The organism is Rhodococcus sp. BH4, assembly GCF_002079265.1.
GTDB lineage: Bacteria > Actinomycetota > Actinomycetes > Mycobacteriales > Mycobacteriaceae > Rhodococcus_F > Rhodococcus_F qingshengii.
The window spans coordinates 1,218,793-1,245,597 of the sequence record NZ_CP014941.1 but is presented as its reverse complement, the minus strand read 5'-3'; the positions used below and the strand labels follow the sequence as shown (position 1 = coordinate 1,245,597).

Genomic DNA, 26,805 nt, shown 5'->3' with positions numbered 1-26,805 from the left:
CGCGCCCGCCAGGTCGTCATACGCTCGACGTGACGGCCTGGCGGGCACTCGACATTTCGGAGGCAATCACCGTGATCGATCACGAACCGGACTACAGATTCAGTCTTGCGAACGAACGAACATTTCTGGCTTGGATACGAACTGCGTTGGGGTTGTTGGCAGGCGGCGTCGCAGTCGGTCAGTTCTACGTATCCGAAAACGACAACAATATGTACAAAATGCTCGGAGTCGTGTGCACCGTCGTGGCGTCGGCTGTAGCGCTCGGCGCGCTCAGACACTGGAAGGCCGTCCAAACCGCGATGAGGCGTGATCTTCCCTTACCCACGTCACCGATGATCGCGCTTCTCGTCGGTGGGGTGTGTGTCGTTGCGGGTCTCGGCGTAGGGATGACCGTGTTGTGACGAAAAACGAGCCGCCCGGACTGCAACCCGAGCGAACCGTGCTCGCCTGGCGACGAACTGCCCTCTCCTCTGTGACTGTGTCAGTGATCACCGGTCGCGAAATCGCTTTGCATCCGTCCGTTCTACGAATCGCAGTGTTCGCCACGCTCATCATTACGACTGCCGGAGTCATCGTGGGCACGACAATCCGTCATCGTCGACTCAGTCTGGACGACAAGGATTCTCGAGAAATACCGTTCATTGTCATGGCGACTTTGGCCGTAGGCGTCACGGTTGCGGGACTCGGCACCTGCACTGTCATCCAACTTTGAACAAAGAGATAGACAGTATGTCTATTTATGTATATTGTCTCCATTAATGCTCACTGTGACTCAGTGCACAGTCGACCGCCGAGCGCTGCCCACCGCGCCCAAGCAATCATCGGCATTTTTCGAGAGGGAACAATGACCACAGAACTTGCGGCACCTACTCAGTTTCCACGCAGTCGGCGAGGTAAGAACCTCGCACTCCTGACCGGCTCCACGGCAATGGACAACGCCGAAAGCAGCGTGACGTCCGTGCTCTTCCCGCTCATGCGCGAGGCCATGGGATTGTCATCGGCGGCGCTCGGCACGATCGTTGCAGTGGCCAAGGCCGTCGGGGTCTTCACGGCAATCCCCTGGGCGTTCCTTGCCCGACGATATTCTCGTAAGTCGGTACTTGCCATCTGTTCAGGGTTCTGGGGTGTCTGGGTAATCCTGGCCGGATTGTCCGGCAGTTTCACTCAGTTTCTCGTCCTCTATGCGATCGGCGCCGCAGGTTTCGCCGGCGCCGGCTCGATTGCATTGTCCATCCTCGGAGATCTGTACGAGGACGCCCGGAGGGGCCGCGCAACGGGATTGGTATACGGCGGCGTCGCCGTCATCACCGGCGCGACCGCCCCGATATTCGGGCTTTTGTCTCGCTTCGAAGATGGATGGCGCTACGGATACATCATCACCGGTGCAATCTGCATCGCCATCGGTGTGCTTATCATGCTTTTCCTCGACGATCCTGAATCCGCCGATGCGCCCGCACAGACGACCACCGACGATCTCGGCTCCAAAGCAAGATTCTGGCGCGAAGGGATACGAGAGCTACTCGCTATCAAGACATTCCGATACTTACTCGTACAACGCGCATTCTCGGGCCAGAACGTCATCATGAGCTTCAGCATCGTATTTCTCGTCGAGGAGCACGGATTCACGACCGCAACTGCTTCGATCATCGCACCGCCCTTCGCAATCGGGTACCTGCTCGGCACGTTCGTCGGCGGACGAGTCAACGACGCCGTACACGTCAAACGACCCCGAAACGGCCGCATCATCATGCTTCAGGCCAGCCAACTCGGATTCGCGGCCGCAGCACTGATCGCTACGCAGATTTCCTGGAACAGCATCGGCGTCTACGCGGTCTTGTTCGGGATCGTCGGCGTCCTTCAAGGTCAGGTCCCAGTGGTCAATCGGCCGATTATCATGGCCGTAGTTCGTCCGGAACTGCGAGCCCTGGCCTTTGCCGTCTCCGTCTCGACAGTCGAAGCGCTGGCCTACGCCGGATACGCTGTCTTGGTCGGAACCCTCGGCGACAGAATCGGATTGCAAGGCGCGCTCTTCATCGTCACCGTAGTGCTGACCACCGTCAACGGGGTCGCTTCAGGCGCACTGTATCGCCCCTACGCCCGCGACAGTGCGGCCCTACTCTCCGGGCCATCCGCCAACCCCCTACATGAACAGAATGCGCTTCGGCACTAGGCAATTCAGTTCATCAACTACGAACGCGGCAATCAACACTCCAACTCGGCAATCAAGACGGAAGCAGACCTCAGATGGCACGAAACATCGCAACGGATGACATCCCCTGGGCGCGCGGATTCACCGACCCGGCCGACGTGCGCCAACAAGCCACAACCATACGAGAGATGGTTGCGACTCGCCGTGTGTGGCGCGGCGACGGACCCAAATGGACCCTCCCGACCGACTACACGGATCTGTCCGGTGTCACATTGAACCTTCCGGATCAGCCGAAGCAGACGGTGTCCGAGTTCCTCGCGGGTGCGCACAGTGACGGTATCGCAGTGCTACATCGGGGACGCATCGTGTACGAGAGTTACTTGCACGGTTGCGAACCGCACGAACCGCACCTCAATGCATCGATGGCGAAATCCTACGTCGGTTTGATGGCTGCACTGGTCGAAGCACAAGGATTGTTCGACCGCGACGATCGGGCGTCGAAATTCATTCCCGAGTTGGCAGGAACTGCGTTCGGAGACAATCGGATTCAGGACCTTCTTCACATGGGCACTGATGTAACGTACGGCGGTCGGCCGTTCCATCGCACCATCGAAGCCAGCCGTTTCTGGGCCGTAGTCGCCCCGAAGCTGCGCCCCATGAATTACCGCGGCCCGGAGACCATTCTCGAGCACCTCGCCACGGCACGCACTGCGGGCCCGACCGGCGTCGAATTCCGCTACGAGAACGGCAATGTCGAGACTGTCGGAGAAATACTGCGCCGCGTGACCGGAACTTCACTCGCCGAACTACTCAGTGAGCTGGTCTGGTCAAGAATCGGAGCCGAAGAAGATGCGTTCTACATAGTCGACTCCGCTGGAACGGAAATGGCGGCGGGCGGATTCAGTGCGACCCTTCGAGACGTGGCCAGAGTGGGTGAGATGATTCGTTGTGACGGTGCCGTCGAGGATCGTCAGGTGATCCCACCGCACATCGCGCGATCGATGACCGCGGGAGTGCCCGCAGGCTATCCTTCGGAGGTCAGAAGCCCGCGTGCCCCTGTCGATTCCCCCGCGACGATGAGCTACCACGACTACTGGTGGATCCTCAATGATCCGTTCGGATCGTTCATGGCAAGCGGAATCCATGGCCAGAGGCTCTTGATCTCACGCGACCTGGAGTTTGTGGTCGCGCATTTCGGAGCCCACATCCTTTCGCCTGCAATCGACACCCCGAACTTCGTACCCGCGTTCCTTCAGATCGGCACTCACTTGGTATCGAACGCTCGCGGAGCGGTCCCCGTCAGCTGAGGTTTCCTCACGCATTCAACCTGCGGCGGCTTCGAGCTCACTCAAGGATTCCTCGAGATGGCCGAGGAGCCGCTGCAAGTGCGGAACATTGCGGCGGCAGCCGACGAGCCCGAACTGCATGGTGTCCGCGTAGCCGATGACGGTGATGTTCATCGCCTGCCCGTCCAACGGAATCGATGCCGGGTAACAGCTCTCGAGTTTCGCGCCATTCCAATAGCGCGTCGTTGTCGGGCCGGGGACGTTGGAAATCACTAGATTGAAGACTGGACGCCCAGTGATCAGTCGGGATGAACCAGGGATCAGCGGCAGCCCGAGACCCGCGACGTTCAATGCACTGAGCGCCGTGATCTGCAGGGGCGTCAGGCCCGACATCAGGGACTTGGCGCTACTCATCGAGTCGTGAACTCTCTGAAGTCGGGCCGCCGGATCTGCCAATTCGGTTGCCAGATCACACAACACCGCACCTACGGCATTGCCGGAAGCCTCACCCTCTTCACCTTTGCGAAGGGATACCGGCACCATCGCGATCAACGGTTTGTCCGGCAACTCGTCCAGTTCGATCAGGTATCGCCGTAGCGCACCCGCGCACATTGCCAACACCGCATCGTTGAGCGTCACGTCTGCAACGCAGCTGACCTTGCGCAGGCGCTCGATCGGCCACGACTGCGCGGCGACACGCCTCGCTCCGGTGATCGGGACGTTGAAGATAGATTTCGGGGCAGCAAACGGCAACGGTGCGACGTGGTCCTTCACTGCCGAGGCAGCGGCGCTCACTATCGCAGGGCCGACCCCGACCACATCTTGCACAGTCTCGATCACGGAGCCCACCCGCCTCTGCAGGTCCAGCCCGCGACCGGCACGAACCCGCCCCGAAGAAGGTCGCTGCGCCCACGGAGGCATCGATTCTCGATCGAGCGGGTCCGACGAGAGGCTGCGGTACCACGCCTGAACAGCAGACACACCATCCATGAGCGCGTGGTGCGTCTTCATGTACACGGCAACTCGGCCGTCGGCGAGACCTTCGATCACGTACGCCTCCCACAGCGGCCGATGCCGATCGAGCAGCGTGCCGTGGAGCATGGAGGTCAGCTCGAGCAACTCGCGGACTCGCCCCGGCTTGGGCAGCGCGAGCAACCGGACGTGATATTCGAGATCGACGTCCTCGTCCTCCGTCCAACGCACCGGCGCGAAGTTCGACAAGAACTGCACCGGCTTGCGGCGAAAGAGTGGGCGAATCGAGTCGACGTCGGTGAGCGAACGGTAGAGCGATCTTGCGAATTCGCCGTCGTCCCCTTCCGGCGGAACGAAAAGCGACAGGCCACCGACGTGCATGGGATGCTCCCGTGACTCCATCAGTAGGAACATCGAGTCGAGCGGCAGCATCAGCGTCATGGCGATCCGTTCTCTCGGGCAGCTGCCCGGAGTACCGATCAGCCGCTGTTCGACAAAGTTACTCGCCCTGACTTCCCTCATTGGCGACTCCGACAAAACATTGCCCCCTCGATTTCGACAGGAGTCCGATATTCCCGTCGACGAACGCCTTTTCGGGTCGAAGCACCTCACAGCGATTCGTGGGTGAATGACGAGACACAGAGCACTGCAACAAATTTCAATCCTCACAGCCACAAGTAGTAGCGGAGGCGATCGCAGTAATACTTTTGTCGGAATTGTTTCAAATTGTCTGTACATCCAAGTCACACGTGACTACCGTCACCCATCATCACAATCCCGACTGGTCGGTTGTACCCAAAGGAGAAATACATGTCCCGACGTTCGACGTCGCGTGGGCTTTTCGGCGCGCTCGCCACCGCAACTGTGTTCGCCACCGCCGCTGCGGTGGGAAGCTTGTCGGCAGGTATTGCCGGTGCCGCCCCGGCAGCGGAGATCCCCTTCGGCGGTTGGGATTCATGTCCGATCGACAATCCCGAGACCAGCACCTGTATGGACGTCACGGTCACCGGCGGAAACATGAAGATCGGCAAGCTTTCCGTCAACATTCCCGCCGGGGCGATGCGCATCGCAGGCGGAGTTGCATACCGGGAGAATCCAGAGGCTGAATTCGGATTCGACCAAGTATTCATCCCACCCAACGACAACAGTCGGGGGATCTACGCCAAACCCATCGACATCCCCGGGGGCGCACTCGGAATCGACCTGCCATTCAACAATCTCTTCGGACTGAACAAGGCTTCGGCCACCGTAGAGTCGACGTCTGCACTCCCCACTGTGGACGCATTTCAGCTTGGTGTGAAGCTACCCGTCAAATTGAAGATCGCGAACCCTCTCCTCGGCGGCAAATGCTACCTGGGCTCGGACAACAACCCCGTCCAACTCAACTTGGATGTGACCGAATACGGTGTCCTCGAAGAGGTTCCAGGTTTCCCGGATACTGGCGTTGTTCGGAACACCGGGCACACTGGGCAGCCTTTCGCGGTCCCGACAGCTTCCGGGTGTGGCCCGTTCGGCGTTCTGAATCCAATCGTCAACTGGCGCGCCGGGCTTCCCTCGTCCACCACGTCCAACTCCCTCGCCACGACGAGTGACGTCTACAACATCGGTGCCGACAGCCTCAGGCCCCAGCCGGCAGGCTCACCCGAACCCGCTGCCGTCGTTGCCGAACGTAGTGCCAACTAGCAATCCAACTCACTCCCAGCCGAAGCCGTCAGCACCGAAAGATTTCTCACTTCGAACGGAGCTCACTTGTCCATGCGCACAATACGATTCAGAGCCGCGCTCGCCGTCGTCGCAGCGGGAGTCCTCGCTCTCGGGGCGGTGTCAACCGCGACGGCGGCCCCGCTGCCCAATGCGCCGTTCGGGGGCTGGGGAAAATGCCCGATAGCCAATCCGGAGACAAGCACCTGTGTCGACGTCGTCGTCAAAGGCGGCGAAATGAACATCAACGGGCTCAAAGTACCGATTCCTTCCGGCTCGTTGAATATCGCCGGCGGTGTCGCCTATCGCGAGAACCCCGACGCAGAATTCGGGTTCGACCAGATCTTCATTCCTCCCACTGACGGCACCAAAGGCGTCTATTCCAGCCCCATCGAGGTACCAGGAGGAATCTTCGGGCTCGGTATACCGTTCCCCGGCGGCTTGACCACCATCAAGGCAACAGTCGAACCGGTCGCGTTGCCAACAGTCGACGCATTCCAACTCGGTGTCACACTTCCGGCAAGATTGAAGATCTCCAACCCCTTGCTGGGCGGCAACTGCTATCTGGGTTCTGCGAGCAACCCGATCATGTTCAAACTCGGAGTGTCCGAGAATGGTGTCCTGGAGGAAGTTCCAGGATTTCCGGATACCGCCGCCGTCAGAAACGTGACGCACGCCGACCAGACGTTCGCGGTACCGGGCGCATCTGGATGTGGACTGTTCGGCGCATTGAATTGGGCAGTCAATCTTCGCGCCAACGTTCCGTCTTCGAGTGGTCACAACTCGTTGACCACCACAAGCGATGTGTTCAACATCGGCGCCGACAGCCTGCGGACGCAGTAGAGCAAGCACCGGCGACTCACGAAGTATCACCGACAACAAGGAGATATCGATGACCCATGCAGTTCGCCGCACCACCATCGTCACAGCTGCCGCCGCAGCCGCGATTGCAGTCGCAGCCGGCACCGCTCTGGCTTCGACCGTCGTCACTCCAGCGGGTCAAACCGTGACTGCTTCGAGCAGCAATCTCAGTATCAAGACAGGAACGATCACACTTACCTGCTCCAGTACGACGGGCTCCGGGACCATCCCATCCGGGCCGGGTAATTCCAACACCGGCACCGGCGGAGTCAACGTCAATATCGGTACCCCCAGCCTGACGGGGTGCAAGGCTAACGGCCTACCCGTTGTGGTCACCACCTCCGGCTCGTGGCTATTGAACGTCTCGGCAGACACCGGATCGGCTCAGGGATCCCTGGTCATTCCTGCAGGAGGCGCAGTCGTGACGATGCCCGGATCCACGTGCACAGTCACCGTCGGGGCCAGCACTGTCGGACCGCTGCCATTCGATATTCCCAACCAGCGCGTCGTGGCAAGCAACACCGGCACCGTGAACTACACACGCACCGGCACCGGACCCGTCTGCCCCGCCGCAGCCACTGGGACGGCAACAATGTCGGGCACACTGCAGTTCGCATCGGCCACACCGATCAACGTGACACCGTGACGATCGACAGCTAGACAATAGGGCTCGTTGGGGGATCGACGCTTCCGTCGCTCCCCCAACGAACGTCCTGTGGACCGGGTCCGCACACGATCGCCTTCGGTTGCGCCACGAAGCGGACCGGCGCATTATCCATCTCCTGCTTCGGTGGCGTCGAGTAACGCGTCAAGGGCGCGGTGGAGCTCGGCGAGTTCCCGCCCTCCGGTTTTCGTCAGCACTTCCGTATTCTTTGCATCCAATTGGCGGACAATGTCTTTAGCGAGCTCTATGACTCGTTTGCCCTCGTCACTGAGATCGAGGCGAACGGCTCGCGCATCGCGACTATCGCGTTCACTGACAACAAACCCGCTCTTCTCCAACGCTCGCACGAGCTTGGATATGTAGATTCGCTGCAATCCTGTGTGCGCTGAGAGTTCTCGCTGACTCGGCCTCTCCCCCGCACTCACCAGACCATGCAGAGACGCGAGCACTGAATACTGGGCGTGAGTCAACCCCAGGTGCGCGATCGCTCGGTCAACCCCCGCCCGCCAGCGCAAGCCAAGGTGCCACACCAGCGACCCTGTCGTCCATGTTTCTCGATCTTGCATACAAATAGAATACATGGCTACTATCTCAATTAGAGTATATGGAAACTATTTGAGGAGTCGCAATGCCCACAATTCCCGTGCTCGACTCGACCATGGCCTACCGCTCGCGCGGTGAAGGACCACCCTTCGTACTCATCCACGGAAACCCCACATCCTCGCACTTGTGGCGAAACATCCTGCCGCAGATAGGAAATCTGGGCCGTGCACTTGCCCCTGACCTCATCGGAATGGGGCGGTCAGGCAAACCGCCAATCAACTACGGCTTCCTCGACACCGCCCGCTACCTCGACGCCTGGTTCGACCAGATGGAACTCGACGACGTCGTACTCGTCGGACACGACTGGGGCGGGGCACTTGCACTGGACTGGGCTGCCCGCCACCCCGATCGCGTCCGAGGTGTGGCCTTCTTCGAAACGATCCTTCGTCCGATGACCTGGGACGAACACTTCCCGGGAGAGGCACGGGCACGGGTGGAAGCTCTGAGGGACTCCGACACAGGAGAGACGAAGGTACTCGACGAGAACTTCTTTCTCGAAATAGCGCTTCACAGAACGGTTCTCGGTGAAATGACCGAAACCGATGCCGAGGCCTATCGCTCCCCTTATCCGTCACGAGAGAGTCGCCGACCCCTTCTCGAGTGGCCACGATCCTTCCCCATCGAAGGAACTCCCGGTGACGTGAATGCACGTGTGGCGGCGTACAGCGATTGGCTCGCAGAAAGCACCGACGTACCCAAACTTCTTCTCACCTTCAGCGGCCCCGCAGAACTTCTCATGATCGGACCTGACGAAGTCACGTGGAGCCGATCGAATATCGCAAATCTCGAGGTGAAACAGTGCGGTCCCGCAGGACATCTCGCCCCCGAGGATCAGCCTGCGGCCATCGCGGCGGCGATCACCGAATGGACACAGCGGCAACACTGTTTCAACCGCGAGTGACGTGGGACTGTCGCCAAGTACTCTGAGCGCCGGTTTCCCCGACCCATGCGGTAGCGATCCAGACAATGCTCCGAAATATGGGACCGACACCACCTCCGCCGGATTTGTCCGATATAACTAACTGGCGAGTACGCCGGTTGGGACGAGGTCGAGAACGAGGGGGCGTGTGTGGTGAACGAGGACGGGTTGGGGCGAACGTCAGGATCGGGGGCTCCACACCGGGTGGGCGGCTTTCTCTATCACCGCAACGGCGACCGGTGGGAGTGGTCGGACGAAGTTGCACGGATTCACGGATACGAACCCGACCAAGTAGCTCCGACGACAGAATTGATGCTCTCGCACAAGCATCCCGACGACCGAAGACACGTTGCTCAGACACTGCACGCCATCCGCACTTCAGGCGGACCCTTCAGCAGCCGCCACCGCATCATCGACACAGCAGGGGACACTCACTCGGTAATCGTCGTCGGCGACAGCGTCGTGGACGAGTCGGGTGCCGTGGTCGGCAGCTCAGGCTTCTACATCGACGTCACCGAAACCCTCGACAGTACGGTGAAAGCGTCTGTCGACGTGCTGGTCAACGAAATCACCGCTTCTCGCGGAGTAATCGAGCAAGCCAAAGGCATGCTCATGGTGATCTACGGCATTTCGGCCGATCGCGCCTTCGACATCCTCGTGTGGCGTTCTCAAGAGACCAACGTGAAACTCCGGGATGTTGCCGAACAGTTGATAATTCGAACGCTTGACGACTTCCGGGTCCCGACACTACTGCGGACCCGATTCGATCACGTGCTGTTACAGGGTTGAATGACAACAGGGTTGAGGGATCTGCTTAAGGCGGTTCCCGTGGCTGGCTGCTCAACCTCGAGGAACCTCGCCCGCATTGATTCCGGGACGGTCCGATGCGGCCTATCCCCGTTGTTACCCAACGCGGAGTAAAAGGAAACTACTCGTCGTCAGACTTCTCGTCGGAGGTCTCCTCGACCAGTTCAGGCGCCTGTTCTCGCGTTGCCATTCCCCCGTCGCCGCCCTTGTCCACGGGTCCTGGGTGCCCGCCCTTGGGCGACTGGTCGTTGTCGTCTTTGTCGGTCATGCGATCGTCCTCATCATCTCGTCGTCTCGGTCCTGGAGCCGGTGCAAAGAGACCGGGACCCAGCTCCATCTCAATCTAACGCGCTCAGGACTTCTCGCAACCCTCACCGATTTTGTTTGCATTTCAGTGCTTTCGGGCAGGTGACTGCGAACAGCATTTCCACGATGAGAGGTCGATCCCAGTGCGCGCAGTGACTTGGCAAGGCAAACGGAAAGTAAGCGTCGATACGGTTCCGGACCCGAAGATCGTCGAACCCACCGACGCAATCATCAAGGTCACCACGACGAATATCTGCGGATCCGATCTGCACCTGTACGAGACTCTGGGTGCGTTCATGAATGCCGGCGACATTCTCGGCCATGAACCGATGGGCATCGTCGAAGAAGTCGGTTCGGAAGTCACGAGTCTCGAGATAGGTGACCGCGTCGTGATTCCGTTCCAGATCTCGTGTGGCAACTGTTTCATGTGCGATTCGAGCCTCTACACACAGTGCGAGACGACGCAGGTCCGCGATCAGGGAACGGGCGCAGCATTGTTCGGCTTCTCCGAGCTCTACGGCTCGGTGCCCGGCGGGCAGGCTGAGTACCTCCGAGTACCGCAAGCACATTTCACACACATCAAAGTTCCCGAAGGTCCCGCGGATTCGCGATTCGTCTACCTCTCCGACGTGCTCCCCACCGCTTGGCAGTCGGTCGAATACGCCGACATTCCGCCGGGTGGGTCCGTGACAATCCTCGGCCTCGGACCGATCGGTGACATGGCGGCTCGTATCGCCCACCACAAGGGGTTTCGAGTAATCGGTGTGGACCGTGTACCCGAACGCCTTGCGCGCCTTGCCGAACGCGGTATCGAGACCCTCAACCTGGACGACTACGGCAGCAAGATCGGCGATGCCATCAGAGACACGACAAACGGCCGCGGAACCGATTCGGTGATCGACGCTGTCGGTATGGAAGCGCACGGGTCTCCGATCGGAAAGCTCGCGCAGCAGTTCGTCGGACTCCTTCCCGATGCTCTTGCCGCGCCTGCGATGCGTAACGCAGGAATCGATCGCCTTGGCGCTGTCTATTCGGCCATCGACATCGTTCGGCGCGGCGGAACCATTTCTTTGATCGGTGTCTACGGCGGAATGGTTGATCCGCTGCCGCTGATGACCATGTTCGACAAGCAGATTCAGCTCAGGATGGGCCAGGCGAACGTCAAGAAGTGGGTAGAGGACATCATGCCCCTGCTCACTGACGACGACCCACTCGGCGTCGACACCTTTTCCACCCATCAGCTGCCGCTCGATCAGGCGCCACACGCCTACGAGATCTTCCAGAAGAAGCAGGAAGGCGCGGTCAAGATCCAACTGAAACCGCACCTGTAGTTCAACGCCGATCAGTTCGACGGTTCATCCGCCACGTCCGCATCTTGTTCGCGAAACCACCGATCGTCATACTCACACCTCACACACGCTCGACAGAAAGAACCTGAAACCGAAATGGCTCGCGAACTTACCGTCTCCGACAGCATCGTCGTCAGCTCCGACGCGCTTTCCCTCTACGAGGTCATCAGCGATCCCACTCGTATGGGTGCCTGGAGTCCCGAAAACATAGGCGCAACCTTGCGGGGAGACCGCGAAAGCGCTTTCCTGGGCATGGAGTTCGACGGGCACAACAAGCGTGGGCGCGCGCAGTGGACCACGCGATGCACAGTCACCGCTGCCGAGGCCGGGAAGCTCTTCGAATTCCGTGTTCACAAGATCGGCCTCGGTACTCCCCGGATCCCCGCCTCTATCGCAACCTGGCAGTACCGATTCTCGCCGGTGCCCGACGGAACCCGAGTTACCGAAACGTGGACCGACGACAGGCGCGGCTGGCCGGACTTCGCCGCCGACATGTTCGACAAAATTGCCACCGGAGGAAAAACCTTCGCCGACTTTCAGCGCGGCAACATCCGCAAGACGCTCCTGAACCTCAAGAACGCAGTTGAGCAGGAGGTTTCCGGAATCGAAGGTAACGTCGGCTGACCGGCCGACACCATTTGTGGCAGTTTCTGCCACTTTTGGTACAGTGCGGATATGGCAACAGCCCGCCGCACTGCACTACTTCTCCGCGTCTCGCAGAGTTGTGCTGCCGCTTTCGTCGAACGCGGCGACACTTCGACGACCATCGCGGAGCTCGCCGATCGGGCAGAAATCTCCGAGCGAACGTTCTACCGTTGCTTCGCCACCAAAGAGGAGAGCATCTGGCCGATGCTCGACGAGGGAAACCGCAGTCTGGCCACGGCACTCAGCGCGCAAGCCCGCGAATTCGGGCTCGCAGCGGCTGTGAGGAATGCCTTTATCGCATCGGTCGGCGAGTCCTTCGAGCCGATGACCCGGTCACTGATGCCCATCATCTTCGGTGATGCGGCACTCCGGAGAGTTTGGGAATCAGCAACTTTCGAGACGATGGAACTGATTCGCCCAGAAGTCGCACGCCTGATCGATCGTCCGGAAACCTCGCTCGACACCACAGCGGCTTCGGGCCAGGCAACACTTGCGGTAGTGGCCGCACTGCGTGAGATGGCAGACCTCCGGACGCCCGCACCCGAGGCCATCACCCGCGCGCTCCGGGCGTTCTCGAAGCCATATCTCGCAACACCAACAGGTAAGGAACAATCATGACTCAGGATCTCTCCGGAAAAATCGTTCTCGTCACCGGCGGCGCACGCGGCCTGGGTGAGGCGTTTGCCCGCGGCATCGTCGCGGGCAACGGCCGCGTCGTCATCGGCGACCTACTCGACGACGACGGTCGAGCAGTGGCCGAATCTCTCGGCGACGCAGCGCGTTACGTTCACCTCGACGTCACCGATCCAGCGTCTTGGAAGTCCGCCGCCGAGTACGCGGTATCCGAGTTCGGCGCGATCAGCGGTTTGGTCAACAACGCCGGAATCTCGGCGTCCGGCCAAACAGTCGCCGAGGAACCACTCGAGACGTTCCAGCGCATCATCCAGATCAACCTGGTGTCCGTGCACACCGGTATCCACACGGTGGTGCCGTTCATGAAGGCAGCCGGCGGCGGATCCATCGTGAACATCTCCTCGGCCGCCGGCCTGATGGGCATGGCCCTGACCAGCGGTTACGGCGCAGCCAAGTGGGGCGTGCGTGGGCTGAGCAAGATCGCCGCCGTCGAACTCGGCCGCGACAAGATCCGGGTCAACTCGGTTCACCCCGGCATGGTCCTGACGCCCATGACTGCACCGACGGGTATCAGCCTCGAAGAGGGCGCATTCCCCAACAATCCGTATCGCCGTGTCGGTCGCCCGGAGGAGTTGGTCGGCGCGGTCACCTACCTGCTTTCCGACGATGCCTCGTACACAACGGGTTCCGAGATCGCCGTCGACGGCGGGTGGACTGCCGGCCCGTCGATCGAATACATCGCCGGCCAGTAAGGCAGGGATCCGTTCCCGCCCGAATCTGCGCATTCCGAACGCCCTCAGGTGAATACCAAGCTCTCCCTGATTACATTCGGAGAAGACAACTTTCGCAGTCGCTGCAGCGCCCGATGCAGGTCGAGCGACACCTCGTCTGTCGTACGGGCAAGCGACGTTGCGGTCGCCTTTGTATCGAGCCCGACGATCAGCCGCAACACCAAGACATCGCGTTCGACAACCGGGAGCGTTGTCGGAGGCGGGAGCGATCCACCGCTGAACCCGTCGGATGCCGCCCGAGCAATCGCGATGCTTGTACTCGCGTACAGCACGCGTAGAAAAGGCTGATACGTCTCCGATCCGTCGCACACTGCCGTGAGAACGGCGACGCACGCGGCATCCGCGGCGGAATCGGAAACGGCCTGATCAAGCTCGGCGCGGCACCGCAGCACAACCATCGGACGAAACGCCGCATACAAACTGGCCATGGACTCACGGCTACCGCTCCGCGCCGCGGCGGCCAATACATCCAGCGAGCCTTCCTGCAACATGGGCTCACATCTCTCTTTCTCGACGGGACATTCGTTGTGCGGTCCGAGAGATCAACTGGAACCGAACGGTCCCACGAAGTGGTTCCGGCGGATGGTCATGCCACGATCAATCCCCTGCCCGAAGGATTCTCGAGGCTCTCTCTCAGCCCTGAGGCACACCCCAGTGAAGTCCTGCATCCTTGCCGCTCACTGGCACTGACCTGGCAAATTCCTGGCAGGATGCTGATTCAAACCGAACGCCTTGCACTGCAGAATTTTTCGATCCGGTCAGCGTGTATTTGCTGCTCCAAGTCCGACCGTTCCGTTCCAGGCGACGAGGGGTCACACGGGCGTAGGGTCGAGAGAGTTCGGCTCAGTCGTCAAGAGCGGAAGGACACCCAGACAATGCGGAGCGATGGAGATACGTGGGACATCGTCAGTAGCGTCGGACTTACCGCGCTGGCAGTGGCAACGTTCCGAGCACTGGAGAGCACCCGTCCGGACGCGATCATCGAAGACAAGTTCGCATCGTGGTTCGTAGAAGCTGCAGCCGAGCCGCATTTCACAGCTCTTCTGAAAGATCCCACACTCCTCGAGGACACCCCCTTCGGCGGTTTCATGGGGTTGCGAACCAGGTTCTTCGACGAATTCTTCTCGTCGTCAACCGAATCCGGAGTAAGGCAGGCGGTAATCGTTGCAGCAGGGTTGGATTCGCGTGCGTACCGGCTGGATTGGAGCTCAGGATCGACGGTATTCGAAGTGGATCAGCCAAAGGTGCTGGAGTTCAAAGCCGAAGTGCTCGCTGCGCACGACGCCCAGCCGAAGACCGATAGACGCACTGTGCCTACTGATCTGCGAAACGACTGGCCGGCCGCACTCGAGGAGGCTGGTTTCGACCCGAACGAACCCACAGCCTGGTCGGCGGAAGGCCTGCTCGCCTATCTCCCCGGCCCGGCCCACGACGCCCTGTTCGAGCGGATCGACGAACTCTCGGCCACCGGTAGTCGCTTGGCGGTGAACGACTTTCCGGCCGGAACCGACCCGAGCAAGCTTGCGGCCATCAGATCCAAGTACTTCGCCAAGGACCCGTTCGGAGACCTGGACATTTCGCAACTGTTCTACAGCGACAAGCGATCCGATCCGGGCCAGTGGTTGGCTGAACACAATTGGACTGTCCGACGCTTCAGCTCGGTCGAGTTGGCAGAACTGTACGATCGTCGGATCCCCGAACTCCCCGAAGAAATCGCAGCGCTGTCAACGCAACCGTCCTTTTTGGCCGCGACCAAGAACTAGCTCTCGCAGTCATCACGAAAGTTCTTCGAGTGCAGCCTTTCTCCCATTTGTCCAGCGGCAAGGCGCGTGTCACCACTACAAGTGGTTGACGGTACTCCAGGATGAAGCGATTCAGTACCTCAGGCTGAGTATGTCTACACCTTAGACGGACGCGCGCCGAAGAAGATGCTGATGAAATAAGTCCATGAATCTCGAACACACACGCAGGAAAGGCCGCCCGCTCGCGCTGGTAGCACTTGCCTCCGCAGCGGTATTCGCCCTCGCCGCATGTACTTCCGGGACTGATTCCGCACAAACCTCTGAAAACAGCACAAAGACCTCCCCGACCGCGGCACCCGCTACGGTCACGATCCCTGACAGCTCCGTCGGCAAGCAGATCACCTGGCTTCTCAGTGCGTTCAACACGAGCACGCCGTTGACCCAGGAAGAAATCGCCGAACACTTCGGGCCCGTTGCACCCGTAGTCCTGACACCTCCGGACTTCGACTCCATCCGAGCCGGACAGCCTTGGACAACAGTGAAGTACAAGGGAGGCGACTCCGACGGCACAGTTTCCATCACCAGCACCACCGGCGGTGCGTTCGACGTCAACGTCGTCGTCGACGGCAACGGGCTGATCCTCGGAATGGCGATCACACCGACCAAGGACGTTCATGTGCCGGCCGCATCTTGGCAAGAACTCGAGGCAGCCGTCAAAGCGCTTCCCGCGCCGACCAATCTGACCGTCACCGAGGTCACCGAAGGAAAGAACGCCGAAGTCTTCAGTGTCGGCGACACCTCACCACAGCCCACAGGGTCAACGATCAAGCTGTACGTTCTCGGCGCGGTCGCGACGGCCGTCCAGAACGGGACACTCTCCTGGGATCAGAAGCTCACCATCACCGACGACCTCAAATCGATGCCCGGCGGGACCATGCAGGACCTGCCATCGGGAACTGGAGTCACGGTCCGAGATACCGCCGGCAAGATGATCTCGATCAGCGACAACACCGCCACCGACATGCTGATCGCTGCTGTCGGGCGCGAGCAGGTAGAAGCCGAATTCGCCCCGATGGGCATGGCAAATCCTTCGCTCAACATCCCGCTCAAGCCGACCCGCGCACTGTTCCAACTCGGCTGGGGTGACCAAGGCGCACAACGTATCGCTTGGCGCGACGGAACTCCGGACGAGCGTCGAGCGATACTCGCGGCACTACCTGGCGGCCTGGTGGACATCCCGGCGTCAGCATTCACCACCCCCGCATGGCCTTTCGACATCGATTGGTTCGCCTCGCCCGCCGACCTGCGTGCCGCGTTGGTCACGTTGCAAGAGAAGGCGAAGACCGAGAGCGGCGCACCGGTTCGAGACATTCTCGCCGAGGATCCGGCGCTCAGTGACGAGTCCGCGAAATGGTTCACTTACGGCGGATTCAAGGGCGGCAGTTCCATCGGGGTCCTCGCGGGTGCCTATTACGTGGAACACGACGATCGTGCCTGGGTTGTCACCATGCAAACTCATGGTGACGACGCTGCACTGGTTGCCGACCCGGCTCTGTACTTCGATCCGGTCGACGACGCGATGCTCTTGATCCAGACGGATGCAACCAGTTAGTGCCCAGTGGCGGGCCGAAACCACGCACGCCGATTCATTGCCTTCGCCGATGAAGGCGCCGGATACAGAGAAGCCGCTGCACATCCAGTGTCATCCGGATGCACAGCGGCTTCGCTAAGTCTTAGCCCGTGGGGGTCTCGGTCTCGTCCGACGAGAATCCGTCGAAGAATGCGATGACCTTCTGAAGAAGTGCCGCGATGTCGAAATCTTCCAAGCTACCCATTGCGTTCGTCCTTTCGTTTAACACTGAGGATGAAACGTGCATCTTGCAATTTCCAATGTAAAGCATGAAAAGCATTATTTCTCGACCGCGCGACACTTCGGTTGCAAATACGTCACTCAGCAAGATATGGGCAAATCACCGGAAATAACAGCTCCCACCCGCAATATTTCGGTCTTCCGCAACCCGCGTATTTCCCCAATTCGCAAGTGGGTAAATCTTGAGAAAAATTTCCCGGCGCGTCGATCACGAAAGATATTCCTGGTGAAACTCTCAATCCAAGAACACAAAGACAGAGGAAGCTCCGACACAGCTGACACGCAGTTTTGCCCGCCTTCAAGAGTCGTCATCCACGCACATAGTGGACATTCGTCTGCGATAACGAACCGGTAGCAACACAATCCCAGGCACTTTCTCCCATCTTCTGACTTTTACCCATGACCACTGAAGATTTGCGCTGGTGAAACGCAATACCAGTTCGAAAGTTCCACAACTTCTCCGGATGCTGTGCACGCGATTAACTGATCAAATATCTGTTGACTCACCGAACCCACACACTCCGCCAGAACGCCACATCCGAATGCTGGACGTTAGTTTAGATGGGTTCGCATTCTCGGAATCTGCTCGATAACGGCGGCCCCACGGATAAAACCGAGACTGCACCACCGCAGGCCGCCAGGTCATGATCCGCGACTCGGCGAAGGGTGTGCGGACAAGTCCACACGAGGGTGAAATAGGGGGTGAGACATGCCTTGGGGTCTCGTTTTACCGAGTCCGACACAGTACGTTTTCCCAGGCACGCCAGTCCCCAGATTCATACGGTGTGCAAGGACTCGTTGACGCTTCCGAGATGTTGGCAAGGCCGACCACAGGCCCCGTTCTCCCGACGAGAACGGGGCTTCCTCGGGTCGGTTTCCGCCTTCGACCGACCGGGTAGACGCGAGCATGGGCGCCACCTGCTCGACCGAATCCACCGCTGGCCGCCACGAATCGACGACCCCGACCGTCGGCGTCGAAGAAGAATTCATCCTCGTCGACCCGACCTCCTGGTTGCCGTCCACCGACAATGCTGCGGTTGCGGAAACCGCGTCGACACTGGGTTTGGATCTTCAGCTCGAGTTGTCCCGCTGCCAAGTCGAGACCAACTCTCCCGTGTGCCATGGCATCGACGAACTCCGAACCCACTTGACCGACATGCGTCGGCTCGCGGCAAAAGCTGCCGAGTTGAACGGCTGCAGGCTGTTGGCCGTCGGCGCACCTCTTTCGGGGCCTTCGCGTTTCGAGATCAGCGACTCGCCTCGTTACCGCCGGATGGGCGAACGCTTCGGCGCCCTCGCTGCCGAACAAAGCATCTGCGGTTGCCACATACATGTGGGCGTCGCTGATCAAGTACAGGCCGTGCAGGTCTGCAATCACGTGCGCATCTGGTTGCCCGCCTTGTTGGCACTGAGCGCCAATTCCCGTGTCCACCAAGGAGTCGACACCGACTTCGCGAGTTGGCGGGCGATCCAATGGTCCCGGTGGCCAGTCGCCGGGCCGCCGCCGTACTTCGAGACCACCGGGGACTTCGACACCGCGGTTGCGAAGATGGTGGATTGCGGCGTGATGCTCGACAAGCGGATGGCCTACTGGGATATCCGACCTTCCTGCCACCTACCGACCGTCGAGATCCGAGTCTGCGACGTTCAGCCGACAGCAGAGGATGCAGCGCTACTTGCAACCCTTGGACGGGCTCTGGTGGCAACTGCGTTACGCGCGATAGACCGGGGCATCGAGGCTCCGAACATTTCCCTCGAGAGCCTCCGCCTCGCAACCTGGGTGTCCGCGAAGGAAGGCGTCCTGGGAGCGTCGATCGATCCGATTACCTCACAAAGAATTTCAGCCACGGAACTGTTGCACCGGCTCCTGATCCATGTCCGTGACTCCCTCGACGAGGGAGGCGAGTACTCGAGCGTGGAGTCGGCGCTGCAGCTCAAGTCAGTCACAGGCAACGGCAGCGACTGGCAACAGCGAACGCTGCGCCAGGTCTGCCTTCGGGAACTGATTGCGCGTGCCGTTCAGCGCACCGTACCGACCGCGCCGACTGGCACGGATACGCACGACGAGCCGACAACGGATCAGTAGTAATGCCGCCGACCACCGATGGCGTGCCCGGCCGCGCCCAGCGCGTACAGGATGATTCCGATCACCAGCAAGACGACACCAATCGTCCACAGGATCGGAATGTTCACCACGAAACCGATTATCAGCAGGATCACGCCGAGGATGATCATCACAAGCTCCTTCAGTGCGTTCACTCGGGCGGATACGCCCGCCTCGAGCCGCATACACCGTGGATACCCGTCGGCAGAGCGTTTCATACCCACTCTGACCGGGTATTTCGCTGGGCACCATAATATTTGAAGAATCGAGCCCGCCATGATGAGAATTGTGACTCTGATCGTTCTGATCTGGCTGATAGTCGGGGCCGTCGCGGCCGGCCAACGCGGCTACTACAGCAGTTCGCCGACCAACTGCGCCGGCGTCGGGACCATCGCGCTCACGGTCATCGCGGGTCCGCTGAACTACTTCGGCGTCAACCCCAAAGTCACCGATTGCACGCTCCCCCAGCCCACCGAGTGAGCTGCCGGAAATCCACGCTAAACCGACTAGTCGTTACCCTGGAGGTGAGTCGACACACATCGAAGTGAGGGGCCACCATGACCACTGCACCAGATCGCACCCGAATCGAGTTCCCGGACATCAGCTCGCGTGCGTGGGAACACCCAGCCGATCGGGCTGCATTGGTGACGCTCCGGACGCTTCGGGGGTTCGACACTGTCCTGCGGACGCTGTCCGGACTGCTCCAAGAACGTCAGCACCGCCTCATGTACCTCGCCACGTCGGTGCGAGTCGACGAACGCCAGTTCAGCGACCTGAACGACCTGCGCCGTGACTGCGTCGACATCCTGCAGGCCGACGAGACACCCGAGCTGTTCGTACTCCAGACCCCGATGGTCAACGCCTTCACCATCGGCATGGACAAGCCGTTCATGGTGGTCACTACCGGCCTATTGGACGTGATGAACTACGAGGAACAGCGGTTCATCATCGGCCACGAACTTGGCCACGCGCTGTCCGGTCATGCTGTGTATCGGACCATCCTGATGCATTTGATGCGACTGGCCGGAACCATCGGATGGCTGCCCGTCGGCGGGTGGGCATTGCGCGCGATCATCGCCGCCCTCATGGAATGGCAGCGCAAGTCAGAACTGTCCGGTGATCGTGCCGGACTGTTGTGCGGGCAGGACGTACACACCGCGATTCGCGTCCAGATGAAATTGGCGGGCGGATCCCGAGTCAGTGAAATCGACATCGACGCGTTTCTTGCCCAGGCCGCCGAGTACGACGCCAGCGGCGACCTCCGCGACGGTGTACTCAAGCTCCTCAACATCGAACTGCTCTCTCACCCGTTCTCGGTGCTTCGCGCCGCCGAGCTCAAGAAGTGGGTGGACAGCGGAGACTACGCCGCGATTCTGCGCGGAAACTACCCCCGTCGCGGCGATGACGACGGAGCGAAGATCAGCGACGAGTTCAAGAATGCAGCCAAGACCTACAAGCAGAACTTCGACGAGTCGGAGGACCCTTTGATCCGCATGGTGCGCGACATCGGTAGCGGATTGGGCGGTGCGGTGGGCGCCGTGGGGAATGGCGTCGGCGATGTAGCGTCGGACATCAAGGAACGATTCACTCACTGGCGCAAGAGTTCCGACAGGTCGAAGGGCACTGACGACGCCGAGTAAGCAGAATCGGGACCTGCCACCGAAGGCAGTCGGCGGCAGGTCCCGGGCTCTTGGCGTGAAGGTGATGCAGGCTTCCCTCTGCACCACCCTCACGTTCACAGACAGTACCAGCAGTCGAACAAACGTGCGAACTGAAAGCGGTCGTGTCGAATCACCGGTTGTCGGGTACGCGGCATAGGACCACTACAGAAGGGAGCCGACATGCATGCTGGGCGACTGAAGAAGGTCGGTTCGAGTGACGGCCCGTTTGCCTCCGTGTACTTCGAAGACGTCCGTAACCGGGAAGATGCGCGCGAGCGCTTCGAACTCGAATGGCGCTCGATGCGCAATCAACTCACGAAACAGGGAGCATCGGAATCGCTGATCGCACGACTGGACGAGGTGAAGGACAACCATCACGGCATCTCAGGTCGCGCCGGACGCGCGATCGTCGCCACTTCCGAGGCAGTGCTGATCGACGATATTCTGCTCGAACCTGCCGGCTCCACTATCGCGACCTTGGGCGAACTGCCCTACCTGATTCCACTGATCGCACACGGATACGACACCGAACCGTTCCTCATCGCCAAGGTCGACCACACTGGCGCGGACCTGTGCGTGCGAGATGCTCGCGGGCGTGACGTGTACGGCGAAACGGTAGACGGAGACGGCTTCCCGGTCCACAAGGCACACGTGGGCGGTCAGGAGCGATACACCGACAGCCAAAGCCTCGTGGAGGAGAATATCCGGAAGAACCTGACTCAGGCTGTGGAGCGCGCGGCGGCGCTCGCCCGTGAACACAAGGTCGCGCTGGTAGTTGTCATCGGAGAAGTACAATCCCGCAAAGCTTTTGCACAGCTTTTGCCGTCGACACTACGGGTGGTGGACGTCGAAAAGGGTTCGCGTTCAGTCGGTTCGACACCCGCCGAGGTGTCCAAGTCGATTCGTGAACTGATCGACACGCAGCGACTGCGCAGAATGGATGTGGAAACCGAACGCTACGTCGCAGAGCAGGGCCGGGACTCCGGCCTCTCCATCGACGGGACCGCACGCGTCCTCGACGCCCTCGAACAGGGCAAGGTCGAGACGCTGCTGCTCACCGATCCCGACGACAAGGAAGTCACCAGTGGAGAGTTGATCGGGCCCGCCGATCGCGTACTCCCCTACATCGCAATCGGGACCGGCACCGAGTTGGTACAGATCGACGAACGCCTCGTTCTCGCCGACGGATACGGCGCGATACTTCGGCACCCTTGAACGCCAGAGCCTGCTGATCAGATTCGGTGGCGAGCACGTTCTATCGAGAAGCGTGCTTGCCCACCGAGTCCGGGAAACCATCGGCAATTGCTGCGACGAGTTCCAGATATGCCCGTGCCGTGCGCTTGTTCAACAACTTCAAGTCGATCGGACCGCCTTCGCCCAGGTGATCGTCGTAGGGCAACGTCTTGACCGCTCGCACTCCACGCTGAGCGAAAACGTCCTCGAGTTGATCGAGGTCGAGCGAAGACGAACCCGGCCGCGTCGAATTGATCGCCACGACCGACCTGCTCACCAGATCTGCGTATCCGTGCTTGGTCAGCCAACTGAGCGTTGCTGCAGCACTACGGGCACCATCCTGAGCTGTCGGGCTGACGACAACCAAAGCATCTGCTTCGTCGAGAATTCCGTACATGGCCGAGTGCATGATTCCGGTGCCACAGTCGGTGATGACGATGTTGTAATGCACCTCGAGAATTCGGAGAGTATCGAGGTAGTCCTGCTCGTTGAACGACTCCGAAGTTTCCGGATCTGCCTCACTCGCAAGGATTTCGAGTCGGCTGTCGCCTTGCGAGGTGTAGTAGCGAACATCGCTGTACGTACGAATGTCACCGTCGGCCAACAGATCACGAACGGTCAGGTGATGTTCACGTCGTTCGCGATCAGCCAGGGTCCCCAGGTCGGGATTGGCGTCGATGGCTACGATTCGATCCCCACGGATCGATGCGAACGTCGAACCGACAGTTTTGGCCGCCGTGGTTTTCCCCACTCCACCCTTGAGTGAGATGAAAGCAATCTTGTACACGCCGCGCACCGTTCGGTTGGCACGGCGCACGAGAGCCTGGTGTTCGAGTTCGGCAGCCGACTGCCCGGTGTTGATCCGGCCCCCGGTGAGTTTGAACAACACACTGCCCAAACCGCGTTCGGGTGGACGCTTCGCCCGCTTGATGATGTCCAGGTCGTCGACGGAGGTCATAGGCCTGGGCGTCGAGGTCCGGAAATCGGTCGGCTCTTCACGACGTTGCTGGCGCATCCGCTGACTGGGCAACGGTTTTGCTGCAGGCTCGTCGAATTGTGGTGTGAAGGTGACGGTTCGAATCGACGTTGCATAGCCGTCGTCGGACGCGTCGAAATGGCCGTCGCCCTGAGTCGTTCCGGAGTTGTTCCCCAGGACTCCGTTATTCGAACCGTTGTTATCGCTGCGCACCGTTTTCCTAGGTCGAGTTCGGAATCATTTCGGACATAGCCTCTCGGACGCTATCACTCTGGCGGGCTTGCCGTTCTCTGCTCAATACCGTCGTGGCACAACAGACCGTTACACCCGCACTTCGATGACTTTGGTCCCCAAGCTTGTGCCGATCTCAGCAAATACGAACGTCGTAACGATATGCGGCACAGATATCTTCATCTGCCGCTAGAAACAGCCTTCCGCAATGTCAGGGCAAATCCCTTGGTAACAAACGAGAAAAGGGAGGGCGATCGCCTCGGCGATCACCCTCCCTTCATGGACAAGTGTTCAGCTGCTGCAGAATTCCGAACTACCGAGACTTCCGAAAATCGTCGACAGATCCACACTTCCGAACGAACTGCCCGTATCGCAGCCGTCGGCAGTGAGCGCGAAGTCGACACCGGTGACGTCATTCGTGCTCAGATTCACCGGAATTACTGCTGGATCGGCACCGCATCCGCTGCCGGGAACCACTTCTACGGAATAGCCGTCCTTGGCCGGCTTGTACTGAAAGAAGTAGTCACCGGAATCATCCGTCGTTGTCGTCGCGATTTGCGTGCCGGCATCGAGGAGATTCAACGTCACGTCAGACGCCCCGACCCCGTCAGCACCCGGACACCCAGTGACAGTTCCGACGATGCTGAACACCTTCACCAACTCGAAGTCGATCCCGGTCGCGTCGGACGTCGTCAGATCTACCGCCGTCCTGTCGGGTACGGATCCGCATCCAGCCGGCGAGTATGGACTGACCGTGTAATTGCCCGGAGGAACGTTCGTGATCGTGTATGCGCCACCCACCCCGACAGTGGCCGAGGATATCTGCGTCGAGCCATCCCATACGACCATCCATATCCCGCCCGGATCGCCAGTATCGCTACACGAGTTGACAAGGGTGCCCGACACGGAGCGTGTGACCGGGTCCGCCGAGGCCACCGAAGACAGGAAGAGACCGAACGCACCCATCAGGGCGAATATCGCAAAGAATCGACGCCTCATGAAACTCTCCTATGTGTTTGCCCTGCCGTCGACCCGTTGCCGGCGACCAGAGCCAAGTCTGGCACCGGAAAATGACCGTCACGTTTGTTTCACCCGGTCCTCGGCAAAGTTTGGCGAATCGGACAAATCCCCCACCTAACGCGTTCGTCGGTCGGCCACCGAAACGATCCCGACCGATCACCTACTAAGCCCGGTAGTAGGCGCCTGTATCCTTTCGCGTATGACGCCGGGTTCGAAAGATGTCGCGCAGCTGCGCGGTGCTTTCGTGGGCGGCACCTCCGGCGCAGTTTCCGTCGCAGCCCACGCGCTCGGTGGCGGCGGCATGGCCCCGTCCGAAAGCGCTGTCGTGTTGCTGATCCTCGCCTGCGCGAGCGTCGGCGCGGTGGTCACGTCCATCGACACCCGTCGCTCCCCCGCGCTCTTGCTCGCCCTCATGCTCGCTGCGGGTCAGGCCATCGGTCACGCGACGTTGACCATCGCTTCGGATCATCAACACGGCCTGCTCCTGTCCCTTCCGATGCTCGCAGCACACATCGCTGCCGTCGGAGTGTGCGCAGTGCTGATCCGCGGCGCAGAACGCGGATACGTCGTGGCCGCATCGACGGTAGCGGCAATCGTCGCCGTTCTATTGCGCCCGTGGGCAGCTGAACCGTCGCCGTTCGCTGCACGTACTCGATACCGCGCCAAAGTTGTTCTACGTCAACTTCTCACCTCTGGCCTGGGCACTCGCGGCCCACCGGCATTCGTGTAACTCACCTCCCCTTTCCTTTCACGCACGTGATTACGTGCGCCACTTTGCTGTGCGCCTTTATTAACCGCCCGCGGTTAATAAAGGCGCACAGCGGGATCGAGTACACGCATGTCCGCACCCGAATTGGAGCGCGCACAGACGCGCGCGTCCAACGACAGTTCTCCCCCGAAGAAGCAGGTCGGCGGCGCCAGACCACTGATCCTGCGTCTGCACTTCTACGCCGGCGTCCTGATCGGACCGTTCATCCTCATCGCCGCTTTGAGCGGTGGCCTCTACGCGATGGCACCCACCATCGAGAAGTTCGTTTACAGCGACTACCTCCAGACCGACACCACCGGACAGATCGCGTCACTGAACGACCAGATCCGTTCCGCTCAGCAGTACCGCCCCGACTTGACGGTCTCGGCAGTACGTCCGTCCCCTGCTGCCGGCGAAACCACCCGAGTCCTGTTCACCGATCCGTCACTGGGCGAATCGGAGAGGCTCGCCGTGTTCGTCGATCCGGTGCTCGCACAGCCGGTCGGCGAGTTGGCGGTCTACGGAAGCAGTGGTTCGCTGCCACTGCGAACCTGGATCTCCCAACTGCATCGCCACCTTCATCTGGGCGAACCCGGCCGCCTCTACAGCGAATTGGCCGCGTCGTGGATGTGGGTGGTCGCACTCGGCGGTGTCTACCTCTGGTTCCGTCGTTACCGCACCGCCCGGAACGCTCGACTGCTCACGATCGACCGAGCATCCACCGGACGAAGCCGGACCCTGAACTGGCACGGTGTCGTCGGCATCTGGATAGCAGTTGCATTGGTCTTCCTCTCGGCGACCGGCCTCACGTGGTCGACCTACGCCGGAGAGAACGTCAGCAATCTGAGAACCGCGTTGAGTTGGACGACGCCCTCAGTTGTGAAAACTCTCGGCGACGCTCCCCCTCCGGCGACAGGCGGGCACGAGGGTCACGACATGGCCCCTGCCGCCACCGGCACGCTGACGGACACCAACGTCGGACGCGTCGACACCGTCCTCGGTATCGCCAGGTACAACGGGATCACCGGTCCTGTCGAAGTATCGATACCCGCGAACGCCGAGACGGCGTTCACCGTCGCCCAGACACGTCAGCCCTGGGTGTACAGCAACAACACCATCGCAATCGACGGAGCGACGCAAAAGGTCACCGACGAGTTGTGGTTCTCGGATTGGCCACTCGCAGCCAAACTTTCGGCCTGGGGAATCCAACTCCACATGGGCCTGCTGTTCGGTCTTGCCAACCAGATCGCACTCGCCGCACTGGCACTCGCACTGGTCAGCGTGGTCATTCGGGGCTACATCATGTGGTGGCGCCGACGCCCCACTCGTGGCTCCGACTGGGCAGTCGGCCGGGTTCCTGCCCGCGGCGGAATCCGCAACCTCTCCCCGGTCGGCCTCGTTGCGCTCGTCGCGATCACGGCGTTGGTCGGTTGGTTCGTTCCGCTACTCGGCATCAGCCTTCTCGCATTCCTGCTGATCGACCTGTGCCTTGCGGCGTTCAAACGCCGTGCCACCACCTGACACTTCACGAATT

At 60.4% G+C, this 26,805-nt stretch carries 28 protein-coding genes; 21 read left to right on the top strand and 7 right to left on the bottom strand.

Annotated features, from left to right (window positions below; genetic code table 11):
* The first annotated feature begins 29 nt into the window (after nt 1–29).
* The 4 genes from A0W34_RS05745 (at nt 30) to A0W34_RS05730 (ending at nt 3,456) form a co-directional block, all read left to right on the top strand.
* On the top strand, nt 30–401 hold the full coding sequence (locus A0W34_RS05745) for a YidH family protein (RefSeq protein ID WP_081557457.1): 372 nt from the start codon (nt 30–32) through the stop codon (nt 399–401).
* Nucleotides 398–712 carry a DUF202 domain-containing protein gene (locus A0W34_RS05740; protein ID WP_007734680.1) on the top strand — a complete coding sequence of 105 codons (315 nt, stop codon included), beginning with the start codon at nt 398–400 and terminating at the stop codon, nt 710–712. Before A0W34_RS05745 ends, A0W34_RS05740 begins: the two co-directional genes overlap by 4 nt.
* Nucleotides 713–844: 132 nt before the next feature.
* Nucleotides 845–2,170 carry an MFS transporter gene (locus A0W34_RS05735; protein ID WP_064074089.1) on the top strand — a complete coding sequence of 442 codons (1,326 nt, stop codon included), beginning with the start codon at nt 845–847 and terminating at the stop codon, nt 2,168–2,170.
* Between the two features lie 74 nt (nt 2,171–2,244).
* On the top strand, nt 2,245–3,456 hold the full coding sequence (locus A0W34_RS05730; protein ID WP_081557456.1) for a serine hydrolase domain-containing protein: 1,212 nt from the start codon (nt 2,245–2,247) through the stop codon (nt 3,454–3,456).
* A 15-nt stretch (nt 3,457–3,471) separates the two neighbouring features.
* Here A0W34_RS05730 and A0W34_RS05725 read toward each other — a convergent pair whose 3' ends face one another.
* Nucleotides 3,472–4,848, bottom strand: coding sequence for a WS/DGAT/MGAT family O-acyltransferase (locus A0W34_RS05725; RefSeq protein ID WP_081557455.1), 1,377 nt, complete (start codon nt 4,846–4,848; stop codon nt 3,472–3,474).
* Between the two features lie 369 nt (nt 4,849–5,217).
* On the opposite strand from A0W34_RS05725, the gene A0W34_RS05715 reads away from it, so the two are divergent.
* From A0W34_RS05715 to A0W34_RS05705, 3 genes are all read left to right on the top strand, one after another.
* Nucleotides 5,218–6,090, top strand: a complete 873-nt coding sequence (locus tag A0W34_RS05715) for a hypothetical protein (RefSeq protein WP_081557454.1) — start codon at nt 5,218–5,220, stop codon at nt 6,088–6,090.
* 72 nt (nt 6,091–6,162) lie between these two features.
* Complete coding sequence (locus A0W34_RS05710) at nt 6,163–6,951, top strand: hypothetical protein (protein WP_081557453.1); 789 nt, start codon at nt 6,163–6,165, stop codon at nt 6,949–6,951.
* Between the two features lie 49 nt (nt 6,952–7,000).
* Complete coding sequence (locus tag A0W34_RS05705; RefSeq protein WP_081557452.1) at nt 7,001–7,615, top strand: hypothetical protein; 615 nt, start codon at nt 7,001–7,003, stop codon at nt 7,613–7,615.
* 125 nt (nt 7,616–7,740) lie between these two features.
* On the opposite strand, the gene A0W34_RS33795 is transcribed toward A0W34_RS05705, so the two are convergent.
* Complete coding sequence (locus A0W34_RS33795) at nt 7,741–8,199, bottom strand: MarR family winged helix-turn-helix transcriptional regulator (RefSeq protein ID WP_172827091.1); 459 nt, start codon at nt 8,197–8,199, stop codon at nt 7,741–7,743.
* Nucleotides 8,200–8,261: 62 nt separating this feature from the next.
* On the opposite strand from A0W34_RS33795, the gene A0W34_RS05695 reads away from it, so the two are divergent.
* Nucleotides 8,262–9,137 carry a haloalkane dehalogenase gene (locus A0W34_RS05695; protein WP_081557451.1) on the top strand — a complete coding sequence of 292 codons (876 nt, stop codon included), beginning with the start codon at nt 8,262–8,264 and terminating at the stop codon, nt 9,135–9,137.
* A 168-nt stretch (nt 9,138–9,305) separates the two neighbouring features.
* Nucleotides 9,306–9,944: a PAS and ANTAR domain-containing protein gene (locus A0W34_RS05690; RefSeq protein WP_075832399.1), complete on the top strand. Its 639-nt coding sequence runs from the start codon at nt 9,306–9,308 to the stop codon at nt 9,942–9,944.
* 139 nt (nt 9,945–10,083) lie between these two features.
* Here A0W34_RS05690 and A0W34_RS33130 read toward each other — a convergent pair whose 3' ends face one another.
* Entirely contained in the window at nt 10,084–10,230 is a 147-nt protein-coding gene (locus A0W34_RS33130; RefSeq protein ID WP_003945804.1) for a hypothetical protein, read from the bottom strand.
* A 181-nt stretch (nt 10,231–10,411) separates the two neighbouring features.
* Between A0W34_RS33130 and A0W34_RS05685 the strand changes: the two genes are divergently transcribed.
* The 4 genes from A0W34_RS05685 (at nt 10,412) to A0W34_RS05670 (ending at nt 13,647) form a co-directional block, all read left to right on the top strand.
* Nucleotides 10,412–11,599, top strand: a complete 1,188-nt coding sequence (locus tag A0W34_RS05685) for a zinc-dependent alcohol dehydrogenase (protein ID WP_081557450.1) — start codon at nt 10,412–10,414, stop codon at nt 11,597–11,599.
* Nucleotides 11,600–11,713: 114 nt separating this feature from the next.
* Entirely contained in the window at nt 11,714–12,241 is a 528-nt protein-coding gene (locus tag A0W34_RS05680) for an SRPBCC family protein (protein ID WP_007734657.1), read from the top strand.
* A gap of 51 nt (nt 12,242–12,292) precedes the next feature.
* A complete protein-coding gene (locus tag A0W34_RS05675; protein ID WP_081557449.1) occupies nt 12,293–12,880 on the top strand; it encodes a TetR/AcrR family transcriptional regulator in 588 nt (195 codons plus the stop codon).
* Complete coding sequence (locus tag A0W34_RS05670) at nt 12,877–13,647, top strand: glucose 1-dehydrogenase (RefSeq protein ID WP_081557448.1); 771 nt, start codon at nt 12,877–12,879, stop codon at nt 13,645–13,647. The genes A0W34_RS05675 and A0W34_RS05670 overlap by 4 nt, the downstream gene beginning before the upstream one ends.
* Nucleotides 13,648–13,691: 44 nt before the next feature.
* On the opposite strand, the gene A0W34_RS05665 is transcribed toward A0W34_RS05670, so the two are convergent.
* Nucleotides 13,692–14,177, bottom strand: a complete 486-nt coding sequence (locus A0W34_RS05665; protein ID WP_081557447.1) for an RNA polymerase subunit sigma — start codon at nt 14,175–14,177, stop codon at nt 13,692–13,694.
* A gap of 384 nt (nt 14,178–14,561) precedes the next feature.
* On the opposite strand from A0W34_RS05665, the gene A0W34_RS05660 reads away from it, so the two are divergent.
* From A0W34_RS05660 to A0W34_RS05650, 3 genes are all read left to right on the top strand, one after another.
* A complete protein-coding gene (locus tag A0W34_RS05660) occupies nt 14,562–15,449 on the top strand; it encodes a class I SAM-dependent methyltransferase (protein ID WP_047269285.1) in 888 nt (295 codons plus the stop codon).
* A gap of 184 nt (nt 15,450–15,633) precedes the next feature.
* The gene (locus tag A0W34_RS05655; protein WP_081557446.1) at nt 15,634–17,040 is read left to right on the top strand and encodes a serine hydrolase; all 1,407 of its coding nucleotides are present in this window, start codon (nt 15,634–15,636) and stop codon (nt 17,038–17,040) included.
* A 1,165-nt stretch (nt 17,041–18,205) separates the two neighbouring features.
* Nucleotides 18,206–19,384 (top strand): carboxylate-amine ligase, encoded by a 1,179-nt coding sequence (locus tag A0W34_RS05650; protein ID WP_064074098.1) that lies wholly within the window; start codon nt 18,206–18,208, stop codon nt 19,382–19,384.
* On the opposite strand, the gene A0W34_RS33125 is transcribed toward A0W34_RS05650, so the two are convergent.
* Nucleotides 19,378–19,533 (bottom strand): DUF6131 family protein, encoded by a 156-nt coding sequence (locus tag A0W34_RS33125; RefSeq protein WP_003945912.1) that lies wholly within the window; start codon nt 19,531–19,533, stop codon nt 19,378–19,380. The two genes, A0W34_RS05650 and A0W34_RS33125, sit on opposite strands and share 7 nt — an antisense overlap.
* A gap of 145 nt (nt 19,534–19,678) precedes the next feature.
* On the opposite strand from A0W34_RS33125, the gene A0W34_RS05640 reads away from it, so the two are divergent.
* From A0W34_RS05640 to A0W34_RS05630, 3 genes are all read left to right on the top strand, one after another.
* A complete protein-coding gene (locus tag A0W34_RS05640; RefSeq protein WP_003945456.1) occupies nt 19,679–19,882 on the top strand; it encodes a hypothetical protein in 204 nt (67 codons plus the stop codon).
* Between the two features lie 77 nt (nt 19,883–19,959).
* Nucleotides 19,960–21,042, top strand: a complete 1,083-nt coding sequence (locus tag A0W34_RS05635) for a M48 family metallopeptidase (protein ID WP_042452503.1) — start codon at nt 19,960–19,962, stop codon at nt 21,040–21,042.
* Nucleotides 21,043–21,243: 201 nt separating this feature from the next.
* Entirely contained in the window at nt 21,244–22,278 is a 1,035-nt protein-coding gene (locus tag A0W34_RS05630) for a baeRF2 domain-containing protein (protein WP_007734628.1), read from the top strand.
* Between the two features lie 40 nt (nt 22,279–22,318).
* Here the strand turns inward: A0W34_RS05630 and A0W34_RS05625 are convergent, their stop codons facing one another.
* Nucleotides 22,319–23,485, bottom strand: a complete 1,167-nt coding sequence (locus tag A0W34_RS05625; RefSeq protein WP_003945525.1) for a MinD/ParA family ATP-binding protein — start codon at nt 23,483–23,485, stop codon at nt 22,319–22,321.
* 309 nt (nt 23,486–23,794) lie between these two features.
* Complete coding sequence (locus A0W34_RS05620) at nt 23,795–24,502, bottom strand: collagen-binding protein (RefSeq protein WP_081557445.1); 708 nt, start codon at nt 24,500–24,502, stop codon at nt 23,795–23,797.
* 220 nt (nt 24,503–24,722) lie between these two features.
* Between A0W34_RS05620 and A0W34_RS05615 the strand changes: the two genes are divergently transcribed.
* Both A0W34_RS05615 and A0W34_RS05610 read left to right on the top strand, forming a co-directional pair.
* Nucleotides 24,723–25,253: a hypothetical protein gene (locus A0W34_RS05615; protein WP_081557444.1), complete on the top strand. Its 531-nt coding sequence runs from the start codon at nt 24,723–24,725 to the stop codon at nt 25,251–25,253.
* Between the two features lie 108 nt (nt 25,254–25,361).
* On the top strand, nt 25,362–26,792 hold the full coding sequence (locus A0W34_RS05610) for a PepSY-associated TM helix domain-containing protein (protein WP_063314929.1): 1,431 nt from the start codon (nt 25,362–25,364) through the stop codon (nt 26,790–26,792).
* Nucleotides 26,793–26,805 lie beyond the last annotated feature (13 nt).